Genomic DNA, 20,332 nt, shown 5'->3' with positions numbered 1-20,332 from the left:
CCTCGCGTTCATATCACCTGCTTTTCCTCTGCGTCCTCCGCGTCCTCTGCGGTGAGAAGTGTTCGTGATCTCTGAACAGGAAATCGAGAAAGCCGCAGAGATCCTCCGCGCCGGCGGGCTGGTGGCGTTTCCGACCGAGACGGTATACGGACTCGGTGCCGACGCTTCGAATCCGGCGGCGGTCAGGAAGATCTTTGCGGCAAAGGGGCGTCCGGCCGATCATCCGGTGATTGTGCATGTCGCCGGCACCAGCGATCTGAAGCACTGGGCGGCGGACGTTCCGCGTTCTGCGTGGTTGCTGGCGGAAAAATTCTGGCCGGGGCCGCTCACCATGGTGTTCAAGCGGGCCGCCCGCGTCAGCGATCTCATCACCGGGGGGCAGGATACCGTCGGCCTGCGGGTTCCTTCGCATCCGGTTGCACAGCAATTGCTGAAAGCTTTCGGCGGCGGGATCGCAGCGCCGTCGGCCAACCGATTCGGGCGTCTTTCGCCGACCACGGCGCAACATGTGCGTGAAGAACTCGGCGATGCGGTCGATCTCGTGCTGGATGGCGGCCCGTGCGATGTCGGCATCGAGTCGACTATCGTCGATCTCACGCGCGAAACGCCGGCTGTACTGCGCCCGGGCCGCATCAGCGCGCAGCAGATTGCGGATGCATTGCTTGCCCAACTCGGTGAGTCCGCAGTCGGACGACCCCGTGTGTCGGGATCGCTGGAGTCCCACTATGCGCCGGGCCTGCCGCTCAAGATCGTGCATCCCGACGAGATCGAAAACTATCTGCGCGCCCGGGCGGGCACGTCGGTGGCGGTGCTATCGCGCCGCAGTCGGCCGCGGGATTCGAAAGCCACGTTGTGGCAGGTGGCTCCGGAACTGCCGGATGACTATGCGCGCCTGCTCTACGGCACCTTGCGTCGGCTCGATGTATCCGGCTGCCGGCTGATCGTCGTCGAAGCACCGCCTGCGTTGCCGGAATGGGCCGCGATACGCGACCGCCTCGGTCGCGCGGCGACGCCGGATCCGGTTGCGCCGCCGGTCAGTGCGGGACGCTAAACCGCGCTCCTTTCAGGCTGCATCCCCGTGGTTCAGGAGCCGCACGCGGGCCTGGTTGCCGGCGGCCCGTTCGCCCGGATGCAACAGATGGTCCAGTGCCGCGGCAACGCCCTCTTTCCGGATCGGCACGCCGGCGAGCTGCAGCCCCATTTCCACGCCGCACAACGTGCCGGCCAAAGCGAGATCGTTGAAATCGCCGAGGTGGCCGATGCGGAAGACCTTGCCCTGCAGTTTGCCGAGCCCGGCACCGAGCGACATGTCGAAACGCTCGAGGATGATCTGTCTGACCGTATCCGCGTCCTGGCCGGCGGGGAGCAGTACTGCTGTCAATGAATTACTGTATTCCGTGGGATCCGCGCACAGGATATCGAGCCCCCAGGCGCGCACCGCACAACGCGTGGCTTCACCGTGACGGGCGTGGCGGGCAAAAACATTGTCGAGCCCTTCTTCCTGCAGCATCCGCAGCGCTTCACGCAATCCGTACAGCAGGTTGGTCGCGGGGGTGTAGGGAAAGAAGCCGGACTTGTTGGGGCCGAGCATTTCGTCCCAGTCGAAGTAGCTGCGCGGCAATCCGGCGGTCTTCGCCGCGGCAAGCGCCTTTGCGCTGATCGCGTTGAAGCTCAGGCCGGGCGGTAACATCAAGCCCTTCTGCGATCCCGCCACGGTGACGTCGACACCCCATTCGTCGTGGCGGTAATCGATCGATCCCAGCGACGAGATCGTGTCGACCAACAGCAGCGCCGGATGGCCGGTGCGGTCGAGCGCCTTGCGCACCAGCGGAATGCGGCTGACGACGCCAGTCGAGGTTTCGTTGTGTACCACGCAGACCGCTTTGATCGTGTGACCACGGTCCTCCACGAGTTTGCGCTCGATTATTTCCATATCGGCGCCATGGCGCCAGTCGCCCGGGATGAAATCGATCTTGAGTCCGAGTCGTGCCGCAAGCTTCTGCCAAAGCGTCGCGAACTGACCGGTCTCCGACATCAGAACGCGATCGCCTGCCGACAGCGTATTGACCAGTGCCGCTTCCCAGGCGCCGGTGCCGGAAGCCGGATAGATAATGACCGGGCTGCTGGTCCGGAAAATCAGCTTGATGCCTTCCAGCACTTCGCGGCCGAGTTGCGCGAATTCCGGACCGCGATGGTCGATCGTGGGCCGGTCCATGGCGCGCAGCACACGGTCGGGCACGTTGGTCGGGCCGGGAATCTGGAGGAAATGGCGTCCGCTGCGAAAAGTCATGGCTGGGTGCCGGGCAAAGAAATTGAGCCTACTGAAAATCCCCGGCCGTAACAAGCGCGCTCGGGAGAGCCTCGGGTATCATTTGCAGCATCGTCTACCAAGGATTGCAGCTTCGGCGTGAACGCTCCCGCAACACCCATACGGTTTCACCCGCACCCGGGCGTTCGCAACCCGCTCGAACAGCGGCTGCGAGCGAACTTTGAAGGGGACGTACTGTTCGATGCGTTTTCGCGAGGTCGTTATTCCACCGACGCGTCCATCTACCAGGTCGACCCGATCGGCGTGGTCATACCACGCACCGAAGAGGCCGCCCGCGTTGCGCTGCAGGTCGCCGCGGAGGAAGGCGTGCCGATCCTGCCGCGCGGCGCGGGAACGTCGCAGTGCGGACAAACCGTCGGCGCAGCGCTGGTCATCGATTGTTCGAAATACCTCGACGAGGTCATCCGCATCGACGCAGACAAACGCGAAGCCACGGTGCAACCCGGCCTGGTGCTCGATCATCTGAACGTCCGCCTGCGATCACACAAACTCTGGTTTCCGGTCGATGTTTCGACTTCGGCACAGGCTACCATCGGCGGCATGGCCGGCAACAATTCCTGCGGCTCGCGCTCGATCCGCTACGGCAACATGGTGCACAACGTGCTCGGCGTGGATGCATGGCTCACCGGCGGCGATGAATTCCATTTCGGCGCCAGCACCGGGTTGGGCGGCGCACCGGCAGGCTATCGCGCACTGGTCGAAAAGATTCACGCCATCGTGCGTCGTGAGGCCACCGAGATCGAAGCGCGCTGGCCAAACGTGCTGCGGCGGGTGCAGGGTTACAACCTCGATATGATCCAGCCCGGTAGCGGTACGCATCCGCTGGCCCACAATCTCGCGCATCTGCTGGTCGGTTCGGAAGGCACGCTCGCGTTTTCGAAACGCATCACGCTGAAGCTTTCGCCGATCCCGGCGCACAAGGTACTGGGCGTCGTGCATTTCCCGACGTTCTATCAGGCGATGGACCTGACGCGGCACATCGTCACGCTGGATCCGGACGCGGTGGAACTCGTGGATCGGACCATGATCGATCTTGCGCGCGGCAATGCGGCGTTTCGCCCGATCGTCGACAAGTTTCTGCAGGCAGAGCCCGAAGCCATTCTGCTGGTGGAGTTCGCGGGCGAGGACAAGGGAGCACTGGTTGCCCGGCTCGCGCGGCTCGTCGAACTGATGGGTGATCTCGACCTTCCCGGCAGCGTGGTGCAGATCACAGAGCCCGCGCTGCAGAAGGAAATCTGGGAGGTGCGCAAGGCCGGGCTCAATATCATGATGTCGATGAAAGGCGACGGCAAGCCGGTGTCCTTCATCGAGGACTGCGCGGTACCGCTGGAACACCTCGCCGAATATACCGACCGGCTCACGAAAGTCTTCGAGAAGCACGGCACGCGGGGCACCTGGTACGCACATGCGTCGGTGGGCACGCTGCACGTGCGCCCGATACTCGACATGCGCCGCGACGGCGCCGAGAAAATGCGCGCGATAGCCGAAGAAGCTTGTGCAATGGTCAGGGAGTTCAAGGGCGCCTATTCCGGCGAGCACGGCGATGGCCTGGTGCGCTCCGAGTGGATCGAGCCGATTCTCGGATCGCGGCTGACCGGGGCACTGGCCGAAGTGAAAGCGCTGCTGGATCCGAAGGGCCTGATGAATCCCGGCAAGATCGTGCGGCCGACGCGTATGGATGACCGCAGTCTGTTCCGCTACAAGCCCGGCTACCGCGCGCAGCATATCGAAACGGCGCTCGACTGGTCGGCGTGGGGTGGCTTCGCGCCCGCGGTCGAGATGTGCAACAACAACGGCCACTGCCGCAAGTTCGACGCCGGCACCATGTGTCCCTCGTTTCGCGCCACCGGCGATGAACAGCATCTGACTCGCGGACGCGCCAATACCCTCAGGCTGGCAATTTCCGGCCAGCTCGGCGCGGACGCGCTGGTATCGGATGCGATGCGCGACACGATGGAATTGTGCGTCAGTTGCAAGGGTTGCCGGCGTGAATGTCCGACCGGGGTGGACATGGCGCGCATGAAGATAGAATTTCTGAGCCAGTACACCCGGCGTCACGGTCTTACGCTGCGGCAGAAACTGATCGCGTATCTGCCGCGCTACGCATCCGCCGCTTCGAAGCTGGCGCCGCTGCTGAATCTGCGCGACGCGATTCCCGGCGCGGCATGGCTCACGGAAAAGCTGTTCGGCCTGAGCGCGCGGCGCAGCCTGCCGCGCTGGAGCGCCTCACCCCTGCGCGCGGATTCGTTAGCGACAATGTCGCCCGTCCGCGGGAAGCGCGCATCCGCTCCGCTTCCCGCCCCGGATCGCTCCGCGAACGCCGTGTCGGCGGAGCCCTCTCCCCGGAGCGGAGAGGGAGGACAAAAAGTCGTTTTGTTCATAGATACGTTCAGCCGCTATTTCGAACCGGAAAATGCCCAGGCGGCGGCGGATGTGCTGGAAGCGGCCAGCTATGGGGTCGAGGTCGCTGCGCCAGCGGACAATGGCCGGCCGCTGTGTTGCGGCAGAACGTTTCTTGCCGCGGGCCTGGTGGAAGAAGCAAAGGTTGAAGCGCTACGCATGCTGAAAGCGCTGCGGCCTTACGTGGAGCGCGGTGTCGCCGTCGTCGGGTTGGAGCCGTCCTGCCTGCTGACGCTGCGCGACGAATATCTGGCGATGGGTCTCGGCGACGAGGCTGCCCGGCTCGCCGGGCATGCCCTGCTGTTCGAGGAATTCATCGCTGCACAGATGGACGCCGGTGCGTTCCGGCTTGAACTTGCGCCGCTCGCCACGAGCGCTGCTTTGCTGCACGGACATTGTCACCAGAAGGCCTTCGATGCGATGCCGGCGGTGCGCAAGGTTCTGGACATGATCCCCGGATTGAAAGTGGAAACCGTCGAATCGAGCTGTTGCGGCATGGCCGGCAGCTTCGGCTACGAGGCGGAGCATTTCGACGTCAGCATGAGAATGGCGGAGCTGTCGTTGCTTCCGACGGTAAGGCAAGCGAAGCCGGAAACCATGGTCGTCGCCGACGGCACGAGCTGCCGCCATCAGATTCACGATGGATCCGGCCGTGAAGCGCTGCATGTGGCGAGGGTGCTGCAAATGGCGCTGAAGAAGTGACTGCACAAGCCAGGGTTGTCGCCGAGGGAATCGCGGTTGAACGGTAAACTGAAGCGCTTTCTGCTCTATTACCTGCCGTTACTGGCCAATATCGGCCTGATCGTTTATCTGGTATGGCAACTCAATCTCGTGCCTTATTTTCAGCGCCAGGGCGAATTCCAGATCTTCTCCATGCTGTATGCGATCGGCGGCCTCGTTGTCGCAGTGTCGGGCATTACCGCTTTCATCCACATCACCGCGAATCAGAAAGGTTCGCGCCCGCTGTTCGCGCTGGCGCTGGTGAACACCATCATTCCAACCGTGCTGCTGCTCGTCATGCTGCACTTCCGCTGACAGGGAAACCTCGATGATCGACTCCAAGTGGAAGGTTCATGGCATCCGCATCGTCAAAGCGTCGGAGCTCGACACCAATACGGCGCAGACGCCCGGCATGAATCGGGCAGCCGCCATCACCCATGCGCGCTGCGGAGCCGAAAAACTGTGGGCCGGGACGGTGGTAATCCATGCGAAGGCCAAGACTGGAGCTCATCATCATGGCCCGGTCGAGAGCGTGATCTACGTGGTCAGCGGGCAGGCGCGCATGCGCTGGGGAGACCATCTCGAATTCGTGGCGGAGGCGGGACCCGGCGATTTCATCCATGTGCCGCCGTATGTCCCGCATCAGGAAATCAACGCGTCGGACACCGAGCCGCTGTCCTGTGTGCTGGTGCGATCGGGCCAGGAACCGGTCGTGGTGAACCTCGACATTCCTGTCGTGGAAAAGCCGGAAAGCGTGTGCTGGACTGACGACTTGCACAAGTAATCCCCCGGCCTGCAGCGGCGTTTCGCTCTTCAGGCACCCCGCTTGGCGGTGATGGCCCGCCGGATTGCGGCAAGCGGCGCCGCATCGTCGAACTCGACACCGTCACCCAAGAGCTTCACGCCGAGGCGTAGCCACAATTGTGCGAGATCCGGCGAAACCGGCGTGGCCCGCATTTCGTCGTACAGTTCGATCAGCACCTTCGTGCCGGTGGCCTGGTCTCCCATCGCCAGTGTGCGTCGCACGTCCCACGACACTTCCACGTTGCCCCCATGCGCGACAATGGCGCGCAACGCATCCTGCAGTCCCGCGCGATTACCGGTGCGTTCGCGGATGCGTACGTCGGCCAGAAGATAGAACAGCGCGCCGCCCCAGTAGGTGCGGCCCCAGGTATGCGTGTTGTCCAGTCCCTGATCGCCTGCGGCAGGCAGGCCTTTGGGCATGTCTTGGAGCATGTCGCGCCAGATCTTTTCCTCGGTCAGTTGCCCGACCTGAACGCGGGCGATCGGCTCGACGTAGGTCGCCAGGCCTTCCTCCAGCCAGGCGTATCGATCGGCGAACTCCGGCATCGCCAGATGAACCATTTCATGGGTCATGATCCAGTCCCGCTTCAGGTCGGCGCTGTCGCTGTAACGCCCTACGCCCACCCGGATCAACGCACCGTTGTAAGCGTAGGTTGTGCCCGACCGCGCGCCGCGCCCCTCCCCGGCCTCGATCCGGATGCGCACGCGCTTGACCGGAAAACACCCGTAATAACTTTGTACGGCATTCGCCGACGCAGTGATCCATTCGCGCAACTCGTTACGGTCCAGACCAGCGGCATCGCCAGTGTAACTAAGCTCGATTGTCGCGTCGGCGAGCCTGATTTCGCTGGTCGCAGGCGATGTTCCGGATCTTTCCGCTGTCTCGGCTCCGGGCGCACTCCCCGCAGAGAGCAGGATAAACAATGCAACGGACCATCGAATCGCGGACATGTCTCTAGTGGATTTCCGGTTCAGGGATAGGTGCCGTGCCTTCGAGAAAGTCGAAGTCGCAGCCCTTGTCGGCCTGGGAGACATGCTGCGAAAAAATCTTGCCGTAGCCACGCTCGTATTTTCTCGCCTTCGGTTTCCAAACCTCGCGCCGCTTCGCCAGCTCCTCTTCGCTGACCTTTAACGTCAATTTCCTGCCCGGCACGTCGAGTTCGATGAGGTCGCCTGTCCTGACCAGCGCGAGCGGTCCGCCGATCCACGACTCGGGCGACACGTGCAGCACGCAGGTGCCGTAACTGGTCCCGCTCATGCGCGCATCGGAAATGCGTACCATGTCGCGCACGCCCAGCTTGAGCAATTTCTTCGGGATCGGCAGCATGCCCCATTCCGGCATGCCGGGACCGCCGAGCGGGCCCGCGTTGCGCAGCACCAGCACCGAATCCGCGTCGACATCCAGATTCGGGTCGTCGAGTCGCGCGGCCATGTCGTTGTAATCGTCGAAGACCATCGCGCGGCCGGCGTGCTTTAGCAACTTCGGATCGGCCGCTGTCGACTTGATGACGGCCCCGTCAGGCGCGAGATTGCCACGCAACACGATGAGGCCGCCCTCCGGTTGCATTGGATTGTCCGGCGTGCGAATCACGTCGGTGTTATGGATTTTGGCGCCGGCGATATTCTCGCCGAGCGTTTTGCCTGTGCAGGTGAGCTCACCCACATCGAGCAAATGGCGCATGCCTTCGAGCATGGCTGCCAGCCCGCCAGCGTAATAGAAATCTTCCATCAGATACTTGCCCGACGGGCGCATGTTCACCAGATAAGGCGTGCGCTGGCCGATTTCCTCGAAGCGCTCGAGCGGAATAGGGATGCCGGCGCGGCCGGCCATGGCGATCACATGGATCAGTCCGTTGGTGGAACCGCCCAGCGCCATCAGTACCTTGATCGCGTTGTCGAAGGATTTTCCGGTGAGGATGTCGCGCGGTTTGAGATCTTCCCAGACCATTTCCACGACACGCCGGCCGGTGAAATCGGCCATGCGGCTGTGATTCGAATCCACGGCCGGAATCGTCGATGAATTGGGAAGACTGAACCCGAGCGTTTCCGCGACACTCGTCATCGTCGAAGCCGTGCCCATGGTCATGCAGGTTCCGGCCGATCGCGCGATGCCTTCCTCGATTTCCGTCCAGTCGCGTCCGGTGATATTGCCCGCGCGCAATTCGTCCCAGTATTTCCAGACGTCCGATCCGGAGCCCAGTGTTTTGCCCTGCCAGTTGCCGCGCAGCATCGGACCCGCCGGCATGAAGATCGCCGGAATGTTCATGCTTATCGCGCCCATCAGCAGTCCCGGCGTGGTCTTGTCGCAACCGCCCATCAGCACGCAGCCATCGACCGGATAGGAGCGCAGCAATTCCTCGGTCTCCATGGCGAGGAAATTGCGATACATCATCGTGGTCGGCTTCTGGAACACTTCCGCGAGCGCGATCGCCGGCATTTCCAGTGGGTAACCTCCCGCCTGCCAGACGCCGCGCTTGACTTCTTCCGCGCGCTGCCTGAAATGCGAATGGCAATTATTGATGTCGCTCCAGGTATTGATGATGGCGATGACCGGCTTGCCTTTGTAGTCCTGGTGCGCGAAGCCCATCTGCAGCGTGCGCGAACGATGTCCGAAGGACCGCAGATCCTGTGCACCGTACCAGCGATAGCTGCGCAGCTTTTCGGGTTTCTTCTTCTTGCCCATGCTTCTCCTCGCTTGTATTTATTCGATTGTGGATCGAAGCGTACAACAGCCGCGCACTGCCGGAAAGGCGGGCATCTGGTGTGGGGAAGGAAAGAAAAAGCCCGGTGCCAGCACCGGGCCGGGAACTACTTAAGGAGAAGCTGCGCCACGCACCCGGCCGGGCTTCAGGTTTTGACGATTTCGCCGAGCTGCTGTTTCAGATCGGCTTCGGCCGCCAGCCAATCCTGCTCCGGCGAGCCATGCTGGAAGCCGCGCGCCTGCGCACGGTAGTAGGCGGCGGTCGCTACCATTTCGCGCCAGACGTCTTCGGCAATCACCGGCCTGGATTTCCTCGCTTTCGAGACCTTTACAGCGGGTGCTACCGGGGAGTTGCTGCGCGTCGTCGTCGTGACGGGGGGAGTCTTGCGGGTCGTGCGCGATTTCCCGGTCTGGGCTGTGGTCATGACGCCTCCTTTTGCGCGTCCGGCCCGAAGCCACGGCCGGCAATGCGCCTGCTCTTGCAAATTCGGGGCCACGCGCAAAAGCGGACTTGCCCGTGGTTTAGAGCCAGACCATGCCCCGGTGCCGGGCAAGCCGCCAGACCGGTGCTCTAACTTGGTGCCGCCGCTCGATCAAGACTTCTTTTTGTGAAATTCTCCCCAGGCTTTCTCGAAGCTCGATTGCATGCCCTTCCAAGCGGCCTCGGCACCTTTGCTGACTTCCATCCAGGCCGCCTGACTGGCGTCGCGGGTTTCGTTCAGGCGTTTGACAGCCTCGTCGCGCTGTTTTTCCAGGGCCTTGATCTGCGCTCCGTATTGCGCTTTCACATTGGCCTGCGCCTTCTGCACCTCTTCTTCCCATTTGCTCAGCTTCGCATTCCACTCGTCGAGCTGTTTTTTCATTTGCTCCACATATTGCTCGCGCGTCATCATGATTGCGCCTCCTCCTCGTCGTTGTGTGCCACCTGCTTTCTTTATAGGTCAGAAAAACGCGACCTGCCGGAATCGAACCCCTACTCGACCGCCAGGACGATGCTAAGTCCATGGGACGGATGGGGATGGACGATGCGCAGCGTCACGGCCTGCATGATTTTCTCGAATCCGTCTTCCGACTGCGAAACAGTCTGGTGTGGCGCGGCATGAATGGTGAGCGGCTGGGTCGCCGTCAGCATTACCTTGCCGCCCAGCACGCCGTCTTCCAGCACCAGCGCCGTGATGTTGTCCCATGTGTAGGGCTGTCCGAATCCGCCGGGCACTTCGCCGTTCACGACATAACGCCCGAGGAAGCCATCGCAACTCGGCATGGCCAGGTTGACCTCGGTTTCTAGCGGCTTGTTCGCCTCGGCGTTCTTGTATTCGACGCTCAACCGGTTGCCGTCGATCGAAATGGTCTTGCCGATGCCATTCGCCGACAGCTCGGCGCGAGCGCCTTGCACGGACGGTCGATGGTATCGCACCGGCTGCCCGTTCTGCCGATCGACGAATAGAACGCGCGCCACGGCATCTGGATTGAGGTCGTCGGGTGAGACCGGATGGCGGAAATTGACGCGATCATGCGCGGAGGCAATGCCTTCGCCGTGACGCTCGCCCTGCCCGGCGCGATGATCGCGGATCTTGCGATAGTAATGCTCGGCCCGCCGCGCCAGCGTGTCGCCGAAATTGTGGCGCAGCCGGTAGGCATCCAGTTCGTGGATCGCGCCGAGGCCGTCATCGCGAATGACCGCCTGCAGCACCTCGTTACCGAGGAAGAACTCGTCGCAGCCGTCCAGATCGAGATCGAGGGCGGTCGATTTGCGAGGCGCGGCCTTGTCGAGCAGCGCTTCCAGTTCGACGAGCGCATTCCATACCGCGCGGCGCAAATGCGGCAGGTAGATGCCGCCGAACAATCCGTGCCAGTAGGCGTCGTTGGCCTGCGCCAGATGCAACAGTTCGCGCATGCGCGCCGTCGCCTTGGCGCCGAGATCGGCGACGCGCGCGGAAAGTTGCTGCATGCGCTTGTGCATCCAGTTCGATTCGGCGTAACGCGACATGAAGTTGCGCCAGATGCCGCCCCGCAGGAAGGGTTTCGTCTGCTCGTAGCGATGATGATCCTTTTCCCGCTTGACCAGTTCCGCGTAGCGGTCCGCACGCTCGGCGTTCAGCGTCCATTCGTTCATCTCGATGTACGAGGTGGTTGGCAGGTACACCACCCCCCGGGTGCGCTGGTCGCTATGGAAGTCGCGATAAAGCGCAGGCTCGATCGACGGCGCGGCAAGCACCCCTTCGATGAACTGCTTCAGCCACTGCTTTTCATAGACCCACTGGTAGGTCTCCGGCCAGATGCCCAGTTTTTCGATGTCGTCGAAGTAGATCGCCGCCGCGGTGCCATCTTCGGTGGCCAGCGATTCGAGGTACTGGATCGCTTCGGGCGCGGTGGAAAACGGAATGCGATAACGCAGCGCTTCCGAGATCGGAAACAGGTCGAGACGGTTGCCGCTTTCTTCCGTCGAGAAGTGGCCCGTCAGTTCCCCGACCTGTCTTCCGGCGCAGAGAAAGTGATAGTCGTCGACCGTGACGTAGCGAATGCCGGAATCGGCGAGCGCGGATGCCACTGACGATTCCCAGACGCGTTCGGTCAGCCAGGCGCCGACCGGTCGCTGGCCAAGTGACACGTCGAGCCGGCTCGACAAGGCCGCGAGCTGCGAACGGCGGTCGCGTTCCGGAATCGATGCCAGCACCGGCTCGGTGTCGCCGCCGCCGAACATTTCTACCTGGCCGCGCGCCACCATCTCGCGCAGTTTCGCCATATCGTCCGGATATCGTCTGAGCAGATAGTCGAGCAACCATCCGCTGAAATGCACCGACAGCCTGAACTGCGGATAGCGGTAGACGGTCTCCAGGAAAGGCTTGTAGCAACGCGCGTGCGCGTCGTCGATCACGTGCTCGAAATTGCCGGCCGGCTGGTGGGCGTGCACGCCGAAGAGCAGCGAAATTTTCTTGTTCATCTGGCCGTTCGATTCCTAGTCAGGACGCACGACGCATCGCATTGGTGGCTTCCGAGCCTTCTCTGCCGTGGCTGATCGGAATGTCGAGTTCGCCAGGCGCGGGCAGTTTCAGCAGCCCATACAGATGGGCGAGTTTCTGGCGGTAAAGCTCGTCGAACGCCATCACCGATTCCGCGGGATTGTAATCACCGAACCACCAGCACCAGTCGGAGGCCTCGCAATCGGCGAGCTGGCGCGTGGCCTGTTCTATTTCCCGGTCGTTCAATCGACCGCTCGCGATGATTGCATCGAAGCTCCGCTTGGCCGCGCACAACAGATCCCATGCACGGTTCTTGTCGTCACTGCCGATCCAGGTGGCGAGATTGCCGTATACCCAGCTTCCAGCCACCAGTGCAGGCAGCGGAGCTGGTTCGCGTTTTTCATCGAGCAGTTGCGCAAACGTCGCCGTTGCTATTTGCGGATGTTTTTCCAGCGCCGCGTAGAGCTCGTCGAGAAAGTAATAGCCGTTGTAAGGGTAATACTCCCAGGCATTCTCGCCATCGAGAATCACACTGACCACCGGCCGTTCGCCTTTCCCCGCCTTGCCGGCGATGTCCTCGAGCGTGGCGACGAAATGCGCCGCCGCGTCCTTGCCGTGCCATTTCGCATATTCAAAACCGATCAGGTCGGACAGGCGATCGTCGCGGAAGAAACAGGTGATCGCGGTTCGACCGTTGTCGATGCGGTAGGGCCGGAAAAGATATTCCGGCCGCTCGGGCAGCGTGCCGCGACTCCTTTGCAGGCTGTGGACCAGGACGCCTTCGCCGCTGGCAATCCATTCGCAGCCGCCCTGCGCCAGCAAGTCGGCGAAATCGCGCGACACCGCACCCTCCGCCGGCCATATACCGCGTGGCGGCCGGCCGAAGCGCCGGGCATGACTCTGCATCGCCGCGTCCGCTTGTGCGCGGGCGCGCTCGCGTCCACCCGGATAATTCGGACTCTGGGGCAGCGGCGCGTCCGGGGCTGCTTCCCGCGCGACTTCGAAGGAAAGCAGCAACGGACCGATCGGATGGTATTCCGGCGTGGTGGTCAGTTCGATGCGACCCGCTTCGAACAATTTGCGGTAGCGCGGAATGACATCGCGTACCTCCCGGCCGATGACTTCGAGCAACTGCAGTCGGTCGTCGTGCGAAAAACCGTGCGCTTTTGCGATCAGACCAGGCACGCTGCCGTCGCAGCGGCGTACCGTCTCGCCCATCCATGAGATGTGGTACCAGCTCAGCAGATCGCCGAGGTATTGCGCCGACAGGTAGGTGGCGCCGGTGTCGCCATGGCTTTCCGCGACTCGGAAGAACTCGAGCAGTCGCTTGTATGGCGGGTAAGGATCGATCAGCTTCTGCTGGTTGGCTCTGAAGCAGGACTTCAAAACGAGGTCACGGCCGGCTTGGTCGAGTTGCTGCAGATCCGGTTGTGCGAGCAGGCGCAGCAACGGGTCGCGAAATCTTCCGGTGGCGAACTGGTCGGTGTAATCATCGAGCTGGTCGAGCAGCACCGGCGTGAAGTTCAGCACTACGCGCATGCCCGGGTGCGCTTCGAGATGCGCGGCCATGTCGCTGTAGTCCTTGATGGCGTGCAGGTACACCCAGGGCTGCGCGAATTCTCCGCTGGCATGGTCGCGGAAATCCGGCTGGTGCATATGCCACAAGATCACCAGATCGAGTTTTTTTTGGTCGCTCATGAAATATCGAAATCGCGGCGCATGCCCACGGCCGGTAACCAGCCTGAGCCGCGCGTCACGCGCGGCTCAGCGTTGATGGAAAACTTCCTGGCCGAGCATTTCCGGCGTGATCAGCGTGATGCCGCGCTCGGAAACATGGAAACGCCGGCGATCCTCTTCCGGATTGAAGCCCACCGTGAGGCCTTCCGGCAGCACGCAACTCTTGTCCACCACCGCGCGTCGAAGCTTCACATGCCGGTTCACGACGACTTCCGGCAGGATCACCGAGTCCTCGATGCTGCCATAGCTGTGCACGCGCACATTCGAAAACAGCAGCGAGCGTCTCACGGTGGTTCCGCTGATGAGGCAACCGCCGGACACGACTGAATCGACTGCTCCGCCGCGCCGGCCTTCGTCATCGAACACGAATTTGGCCGGCGGCAATTGCTCCTGATGCGTCCAGATCGGCCACTCCTGGTCATACATGTTGAGATCCGGCGTGACCCGGGTCAGGTCGAGGTTCGATTCCCAATAAGCATCGACCGTGCCTACGTCGCGCCAGTACGCGGCCTTGTCGCGCTGGCCGACGCAACTGTCGTCGAAGCGCTGCGCGTACACTCGATAGCGTGGCACCAGATGCGGTATGAGATCTTTGCCGAAGTCGTGGCTGGAGTTGGGGGTGAGGGTGTCGCGCACAAGCTGTTCGTACAGAAATGGTGCGTTGAACACATAGATGCCCATGCTGGCGAGCGCCATGTCCGGCCGGCCGGGGATGGACGGCGGGTTGGCCGGCTTTTCTATGAAATCGGTGATGCGCCAGTCGTCGTTTACTCCCATGACGCCAAACGCAATAGCTTCCTCCCGGGGCACCTCCAGGCAGGCCACCGTCATATCGGCATTCTTGGCGACGTGATAGGCCAGCACTTTTCCGTAGTCCATCTTGTAAATGTGGTCCCCGGCAAGTATCACGATGTAGTCCGGTTCGTAGGAGCGCAGGATGTCGAGGTTCTGATACACGGCGTCTGCCGTTCCCTGATACCAGTTCTCCTCGTCGGTGCGCTGCGAGGCCGGTAGGATGTCGACGAACTCCTGGAAACGGCCGTCGAGGAAACTCCAGCCGCGCTGGATGTGCCGGATCAGGCTGTGGGACTTGTACTGGGTGGCTACGCCGATGCGGCGGATCCCGGAATTCACGCAGTTCGACAAAGGAAAATCGACGATGCGGAATTTACCGCCGAAAGGCACGGCCGGTTTGGCACGCCAGTCGGTCAGGTTCTTCAGCCGGCTACCGCGTCCGCCGGCCAGCACGAGCGCGTAGGTATTCTTGGTCAGAACGCTGACGAAGCGGACATTGAGGTCGGTGTCGATCATGATTGTTCCTGATGCAGACGTTGAACGATCGGGTTTGCGGCCCGCACTCCTGCTGGCTTTTACCCATGCCGTGGCCGTCCGCCGTCCATGGGTTCGCCGTCGGATTTCCAGCCGGCACTAAAGAAAGGCCTGAACCGGAGGGCTCTGCTTATAATAGGTGCGACGTCGTCTGCCGTCACGAATTCCCTGACGGCGCATGACGCCGCCCGTCCCGCCACGATGATCCACACTTTCCAATTGCCCGCAGCCGATGATCTAGAGGCCCTGGTTGGCGCCCGCCACCACGATCCGTTCAGCCTGCTTGGGTTGCACCGCGCCGGCCGGGACTGGTCCTTGCGCGTGTTCCGGCCTTACGCCACGAGCGTTTCGGTGCGCACGGCGGCAGGATTCGCGCCCATGAAACGCGTCCATGCGCAGGGGGTATTCGCCTGGCAGGGTGCCGATCCGCCGGCGCACCCGGTCGTGTTGCGGATCAGCGAATCGGGACGGGAGTTCGAAACCTGCGATCCCTACACATTTGTACCGGCCATCGGCGCGAACGATTTGTACCTGTTCAACGAAGGCCGCCTGGAACAAGCCTATCGCGTACTCGGCAGCCGTCTCGAGCAGCGCGAAGGCGTCAGTGGCGCGCGCTTCGCCTGCTGGGCGCCGAATGCCGCGAGGGTCAGCGTAGTCGGTGAATTCAATCGTTGGGACGGGCGCGCGCACCCGATGTCCGCGCACGGGTTGAGCGGGGTATGGGAGTTGTTCATTCCCGGCATCGATGCCGGTACGCTCTACAAGTACGAGATCCGCAACCGCGCCACCGGCGAAGTCTTGGTCAAGACCGATCCCTATGCCCGTTTTCACGAATTGCGTCCCGGCACGGCCGCGCAAGTCGTCGCCGATGAGTATGCCTGGCGCGACCAGGAGTGGATGAGCGCCCGCTCCCGCTGGGACTGGCTGCATGCCCCGGTCAATATCTACGAAGTGCACGCGGGCTCGTGGCGGCGGCACCCCGACGGCCGTTTTTACACCTACGCGGAACTGGCACAAAGCCTGATCCCGTACGTCGTCGAGCTGGGTTACACGCATATCGAACTGTTACCGGTATCCGAACACCCCCTGGACGAATCCTGGGGCTACCAGACCACGGGCTACTTCGCGGTGACCAGCCGGTTCGGCACGGCCGACGCATTCAAAGCCTTCGTCGATGCCTGCCACCAGGCCTCCATAGGCGTCATCCTCGACTGGGTACCCGCGCATTTCCCGACCGATGCGTTTTCACTGGCGCGCTTCGACGGCACCGCGCTTTACGAACACGAAGATCCCCGCCTGGGTTTCCACCAGGATTGGGGCACGCATATTTTCAACTATGGGCGCAAGGAGGTAAAAAGCTTCCTGCTGTCCAGCGCGCACTACTGGCTGGCGGAGTGCCACATCGACGGATTGCGGGTCGATGCGGTCGCCTCGATGCTCTATCTCGATTACTCGCGCAAGGCCGGCGAGTGGATTCCGAACAAGTACGGCGGGCGCGAAAATCTGGAAGCCATCGAGTTCCTGCGCGAACTGAATGTGATGGTGCATCGCGATTTTCCCGGCGCGCTGACCTGCGCCGAAGAATCCACCGCCTGGCCGATGGTTTCGCGGCCGGTGTATCTCGGCGGGCTCGGATTCTCGATGAAGTGGAACATGGGCTGGATGAACGACACGCTGTCGTACATGCAGAACGATCCGGTGCACCGCCGCTTCCACCACAACCAGCTCACCTTTGGCCAGGTTTACGCTTACAGCGAGAATTTCCTGCTGCCGCTGTCGCATGACGAAGTGGTGCACGGCAAGGGATCGCTGCTCGGCAAGATGCCTGGGGACGCCTGGCAGAAATTCGCCAATGTGAGATTGCTGATCGCCTACCAGTTCGTCGCGTCCGGCAAGAAACTCACCTTCATGGGCAACGAAATTGCGCAGGGACGCGAGTGGCGCGCGGGCGGGGAACTCGACTGGGGGCTGCTCGGCATCGACTGGCACCGTGGGGTGCAGACCATGATGCGCGATCTTTCGCGCCTTTACCGCGACGAACCGGCCTTGCACGAACTCGACTTCGAACTGGACGGTTTCCGCTGGATCGACTGCAACGACGCGGACCAGTCGATTCTGTGCTTCGAGCGCCGCGCCCGCGACGGATCATCCATTGTGGTGGCGCTCAATTTCACGCCGGTACCGAGGCACGGCTATCGCGTCGGTTTGCCGAAATCCGGTAACTGGCGGGAAGCGTTCAACAGCGATTCGGTGTTCTACGCCGGCTCCAATGCCGGCAACGCCGGCATCATTCCTTCGCAGCCTTTTCCCTGGATGGGCCACGATCAATCGGCCGCCGTCACATTGCCGCCCCTGGGAGCGCTCATCCTGCGGCATGAAAGGCCGTGAAAACGACGAAGGGAGTTTCACGGCACTCACGACCGAAACGCGCCGACAAGTCGAAATACAAAAACCGCAATGGCCGTAACTGAGAAACTCAAGGTCCTCTTCGCGACGTCCGAAGTCGCGCCGCTGATCAAGACCGGCGGACTGGCTGATGTCAGTGCCGCGCTGCCCGTGGCGCTGAGCGCGCTCGGTGTGGATGTTCGCGTGCTCGTGGCGGGTTATCCGCAGGTCATGGAGGCGCTCAAGACCAGGAGCCGTGTCGCAATGTTGCCGGGATTGCCCGGCGTACCTCCCGCGACTTTGATCGCCTCGAAACTCCCGTCGGGGTTGCCGCTGCTCGTGGTCGAGTGTCCGATCTACGATCGCAGCGGCGGTCCGTATCAGGATGGCTCCGCCACAGATTGGCCGGATAACGACCTGCGTTTCGGCTTGCTGTCCTACGTTGGTGCGCTGCTATCCACGCCCGGCTCGCCGTTTCCCTCCTGGAAGCCGGATATCGTCCACTGCAACGATTGGCAGACCGGGCTCACGCCGGTCTATCTGAACTACGTGCACGGGCCGCGGGCACGCACCGTTATGACCATTCACAATCTCGCGTTCCAGGGCATTTTCCCACTGCAGAGCGCGAACCGGCTTGGACTGCCGCCGCAGGCGTTCACCATCGACGGCGTGGAGTACTACGGCAACATGTCTTTCCTGAAGGGCGGACTGCGATTCGCCGACCGCATCACGACGGTGAGCCCCAGCTATGCCCAGGAGATCCAGAGTGAACCGCTGGGGATGGGGCTGCAGGGCCTGCTTGCCCATCGCAAAGACGTGCTCACCGGAATTCTCAACGGCATCGACGTCGATGCGTGGGATCCGGAATCGGATCCCTACATCGAGCGCTATTACAACGCGTCGAGATTGGCGGCGAAGCAGGACAACAAGCGCGCGCTGCAGCGGCGCATGGGCCTGCGGGACGCGCCGGAGACGCCACTGTTCGGGGCGGTGAGCCGATTGACGGACCAGAAAGGCCCCGATGTCCTGGCTGACGTTGCGGACGACCTCGTGAAGCTGCCGGCGCAGCTGGTCGTCCTCGGCTCGGGTGACCCGGCGTTGCAGCGCCGTTTCCAGGCGCTCGCACAGCGTCACGCCGGCAAGGTCGCCGTACAGATCGGATTCGACGAAAGCCTTTCTCACCAGATCGAAGCCGGTGCGGACTTGTTCGCGATGCCCTCGCGTTTCGAACCCTGCGGACTGAACCAGATGTACAGCCAGCGTTACGGCACGCCGCCGCTGGTGCACGGTACTGGCGGATTGCGCGATTCGGTGGTCGATTGCACTCCGGCAGCCTTGAAGAATCACATGGCGACCGGATTCGTATTTGCGCCGCTCGACCCGGCCACGCTGCTGGAGAACTGCCGCCGGGCCGTTGCCGCTTATCACGACAAGAGAATCTGGCGGCAATTGCAGAAGAATGGCATGAAGCGGGACTTCAGCTGGGAAGCCCGCGCACAGCAATACCTCGATCTGTACCGCGCGCTACCGGTTGGCTAGGGAAGGGCGCACTGGAGTAAAATGTTCGTTCTTCGCTGTGTGGCCATTTCCGGGTCAGCGGCGCCAAAAAACCATACTGGATGGAGGATGCTGAAATGATTGGTGATCGCATCGAAGTCAACATGGCCGGCGGACTCGATGTTGCCCTGCCGCGCATGGTGCATGTGCGCCAGAAGTTCCAGACCAAGAAACTCGACAGTGTCACCAAGACGGTCGTCGAACAGTTCAAGCGCCCCGAAGTGCGGGCCAAGATCAAGCCGGGGATGACCATCGCAGTCGGTTGCGGTTCGCGCGGCATCAACAACATAGCCGAATGCGCCAAGGCAGTGGTCGCCGAGCTCAAGGCGCTCGGTGCCAAGCCTTTCATCTTTCCGGCCATGGGCAGCCACGGCGGCGCAACCGCCGAAGGCCAGCGCGAAGTGCTGGAAGGCTATGGCATCACGGAAAACTATGTCGGTTGCCCGATCAGGTCCGGCATGGACGTCGTGGAACTGGGCAAGCTTGACGATGGCATGCCCGTTTACATGGATAAGCATGCCGCCGAAGCCGACGCAGTCGTCATCATCCCGCGCGTCAAGCCGCACACCAACTTCCGCGCGCAGATCGAATCCGGCATCGTCAAGATGCTGGCCATCGGCATGGGCAAGATCATCGGCGCCACCACGCTGCACACTTACGGCATGGACATGTTCGGCGAACTGCTGCCCAAGGTGGCGAAGCTCATCATCGCCCGGAAGAACGTCCTGTTCGGCGTCGCCATGGTGGAAAACGCCGCGGACGAAACCGCGATCATCGAGATCGTCCCGTCCGAGCAGATATTCGAACGTGAACCCGTGTTGCTCGCCAAGGCCAAGGAACTGATGCCGCGCCTGCAATTCGACGAGATCGACGTGCTGGTGGTGGAAAAGATCGGCAAGAACATTTCCGGTTCGGGCATGGATCCCAACATCACCGGCCGCAACTGCCGCTTCATCGAATGGAACATGAAGCCCTTCGTGAAGAAAATCGCGGTGCTCGGCCTTACGCCGGAAACTTACGGCAACGCCTGCGGCATCGGCGGTGCGGACGTGACGACCATGAAGCTGTACAAGGAACTCGATGTCGCCAAGACTTACGCCAACATCATTACATCGACGTATCTGGACGGCGGCGCGATCCCGATCATCATGAACACCGACGAAGACGCGATCCGTCTCGCCGTCAAGACCGTGGTCAGGGTCAAGTCGCAGGACACCAAGATCGTGCGCATTGCGACCACGCTCGAGATCATGGACATCCATGTCTCGGAGCCGATGCTGCCGATCATCAAGGCAAACCCGTCGCTGTTCGAAATTGTCGGCAGCCCCGAGCCGTTCAAGTTCGATGCAAAGGGCAATCTCTACCCGATGCTGGGCAAACACCGGGAGCACGCGGCGGCCTAGTCGC

General features: G+C 62.1%; 15 protein-coding genes. 7 read left to right on the top strand and 8 right to left on the bottom strand.

The window, feature by feature from the left end:
- The first annotated feature begins 58 nt into the window (after positions 1–58).
- Positions 59–1,051 carry a threonylcarbamoyl-AMP synthase gene (locus HY067_12135; protein ID MBI3528706.1) on the top strand — a complete coding sequence of 331 codons (993 nt, stop codon included), beginning with the start codon at positions 59–61 and terminating at the stop codon, positions 1,049–1,051.
- Positions 1,052–1,063: 12 nt separating this feature from the next.
- Here HY067_12135 and HY067_12130 read toward each other — a convergent pair whose 3' ends face one another.
- Positions 1,064–2,290 (bottom strand): aminotransferase class V-fold PLP-dependent enzyme, encoded by a 1,227-nt coding sequence (locus HY067_12130; protein ID MBI3528705.1) that lies wholly within the window; start codon positions 2,288–2,290, stop codon positions 1,064–1,066.
- Between the two features lie 117 nt (positions 2,291–2,407).
- Between HY067_12130 and HY067_12125 the strand changes: the two genes are divergently transcribed.
- The 3 genes from HY067_12125 to HY067_12115 are packed head-to-tail and all read left to right on the top strand — an operon-like array spanning position 2,408 to position 6,233.
- On the top strand, positions 2,408–5,431 hold the full coding sequence (locus tag HY067_12125; GenBank protein ID MBI3528704.1) for an FAD-binding protein: 3,024 nt from the start codon (positions 2,408–2,410) through the stop codon (positions 5,429–5,431).
- Between the two features lie 36 nt (positions 5,432–5,467).
- Entirely contained in the window at positions 5,468–5,764 is a 297-nt protein-coding gene (locus tag HY067_12120) for a hypothetical protein (protein MBI3528703.1), read from the top strand.
- Between the two features lie 13 nt (positions 5,765–5,777).
- Positions 5,778–6,233 (top strand): cupin domain-containing protein, encoded by a 456-nt coding sequence (locus HY067_12115; GenBank protein ID MBI3528702.1) that lies wholly within the window; start codon positions 5,778–5,780, stop codon positions 6,231–6,233.
- A 29-nt stretch (positions 6,234–6,262) separates the two neighbouring features.
- On the opposite strand, the gene HY067_12110 is transcribed toward HY067_12115, so the two are convergent.
- The 7 genes from HY067_12110 to glgC form a co-directional block, all read right to left on the bottom strand.
- Positions 6,263–7,204 (bottom strand): hypothetical protein, encoded by a 942-nt coding sequence (locus HY067_12110; protein ID MBI3528701.1) that lies wholly within the window; start codon positions 7,202–7,204, stop codon positions 6,263–6,265.
- Between the two features lie 4 nt (positions 7,205–7,208).
- Positions 7,209–8,936, bottom strand: a complete 1,728-nt coding sequence (locus tag HY067_12105) for a dihydroxy-acid dehydratase (GenBank protein MBI3528700.1) — start codon at positions 8,934–8,936, stop codon at positions 7,209–7,211.
- A gap of 164 nt (positions 8,937–9,100) precedes the next feature.
- Positions 9,101–9,379 carry a DUF2934 domain-containing protein gene (locus HY067_12100; protein ID MBI3528699.1) on the bottom strand — a complete coding sequence of 93 codons (279 nt, stop codon included), beginning with the start codon at positions 9,377–9,379 and terminating at the stop codon, positions 9,101–9,103.
- A 168-nt stretch (positions 9,380–9,547) separates the two neighbouring features.
- Complete coding sequence (locus HY067_12095) at positions 9,548–9,847, bottom strand: hypothetical protein (protein ID MBI3528698.1); 300 nt, start codon at positions 9,845–9,847, stop codon at positions 9,548–9,550.
- An 80-nt stretch (positions 9,848–9,927) separates the two neighbouring features.
- Positions 9,928–11,898 (bottom strand): DUF1926 domain-containing protein, encoded by a 1,971-nt coding sequence (locus HY067_12090; protein ID MBI3528697.1) that lies wholly within the window; start codon positions 11,896–11,898, stop codon positions 9,928–9,930.
- Positions 11,899–11,917: 19 nt separating this feature from the next.
- Positions 11,918–13,615 (bottom strand): glycoside hydrolase, encoded by a 1,698-nt coding sequence (locus HY067_12085; protein ID MBI3528696.1) that lies wholly within the window; start codon positions 13,613–13,615, stop codon positions 11,918–11,920.
- Between the two features lie 66 nt (positions 13,616–13,681).
- A complete protein-coding gene (glgC, locus tag HY067_12080) occupies positions 13,682–14,965 on the bottom strand; it encodes a glucose-1-phosphate adenylyltransferase (GenBank protein ID MBI3528695.1) in 1,284 nt (427 codons plus the stop codon).
- 219 nt (positions 14,966–15,184) lie between these two features.
- Between glgC and glgB the strand changes: the two genes are divergently transcribed.
- From glgB to HY067_12065, 3 genes are all read left to right on the top strand, one after another.
- A complete protein-coding gene (gene glgB, locus HY067_12075) occupies positions 15,185–17,371 on the top strand; it encodes a 1,4-alpha-glucan branching protein GlgB (GenBank protein ID MBI3528694.1) in 2,187 nt (728 codons plus the stop codon).
- Between the two features lie 69 nt (positions 17,372–17,440).
- Entirely contained in the window at positions 17,441–18,907 is a 1,467-nt protein-coding gene (gene glgA, locus HY067_12070; GenBank protein ID MBI3528693.1) for a glycogen synthase GlgA, read from the top strand.
- A gap of 95 nt (positions 18,908–19,002) precedes the next feature.
- Positions 19,003–20,328: a DUF2088 domain-containing protein gene (locus tag HY067_12065; GenBank protein ID MBI3528692.1), complete on the top strand. Its 1,326-nt coding sequence runs from the start codon at positions 19,003–19,005 to the stop codon at positions 20,326–20,328.
- The last annotated feature ends 4 nt before the right edge of the window (positions 20,329–20,332 follow it).

It is taken from the genome of Betaproteobacteria bacterium (assembly GCA_016194905.1).
Classification (GTDB): Bacteria; Pseudomonadota; Gammaproteobacteria; order Burkholderiales; family JACQAP01; genus JACQAP01.
This window is presented reverse-complemented; position numbering and strand designations above follow the sequence as displayed.

What these genes read in the sequence shown, in the direction of transcription:
- HY067_12130 (MBI3528705.1), bottom strand. Translation starts at nt 2,290, where the DNA reads ATGACTTTTCGCAGCGGACGCCATTTCCTCCAGATTCCCGGCCCGACC.
- HY067_12115 (MBI3528702.1), top strand. Translation starts at nt 5,778, where the DNA reads ATGATCGACTCCAAGTGGAAGGTTCATGGCATCCGCATCGTCAAAGCG.
- HY067_12110 (MBI3528701.1), bottom strand. Translation starts at nt 7,204, where the DNA reads ATGTCCGCGATTCGATGGTCCGTTGCATTGTTTATCCTGCTCTCTGCG.
- HY067_12105 (MBI3528700.1), bottom strand. Translation starts at nt 8,936, where the DNA reads ATGGGCAAGAAGAAGAAACCCGAAAAGCTGCGCAGCTATCGCTGGTAC.
- HY067_12100 (MBI3528699.1), bottom strand. Translation starts at nt 9,379, where the DNA reads ATGACCACAGCCCAGACCGGGAAATCGCGCACGACCCGCAAGACTCCC.
- HY067_12095 (MBI3528698.1), bottom strand. Translation starts at nt 9,847, where the DNA reads ATGATGACGCGCGAGCAATATGTGGAGCAAATGAAAAAACAGCTCGAC.
- HY067_12090 (MBI3528697.1), bottom strand. Translation starts at nt 11,898, where the DNA reads ATGAACAAGAAAATTTCGCTGCTCTTCGGCGTGCACGCCCACCAGCCG.
- HY067_12085 (MBI3528696.1), bottom strand. Translation starts at nt 13,615, where the DNA reads ATGAGCGACCAAAAAAAACTCGATCTGGTGATCTTGTGGCATATGCAC.
- glgC (MBI3528695.1), bottom strand. Translation starts at nt 14,965, where the DNA reads ATGATCGACACCGACCTCAATGTCCGCTTCGTCAGCGTTCTGACCAAG.
- glgB (MBI3528694.1), top strand. Translation starts at nt 15,185, where the DNA reads ATGATCCACACTTTCCAATTGCCCGCAGCCGATGATCTAGAGGCCCTG.
- glgA (MBI3528693.1), top strand. Translation starts at nt 17,441, where the DNA reads ATGGCCGTAACTGAGAAACTCAAGGTCCTCTTCGCGACGTCCGAAGTC.
- HY067_12065 (MBI3528692.1), top strand. Translation starts at nt 19,003, where the DNA reads ATGATTGGTGATCGCATCGAAGTCAACATGGCCGGCGGACTCGATGTT.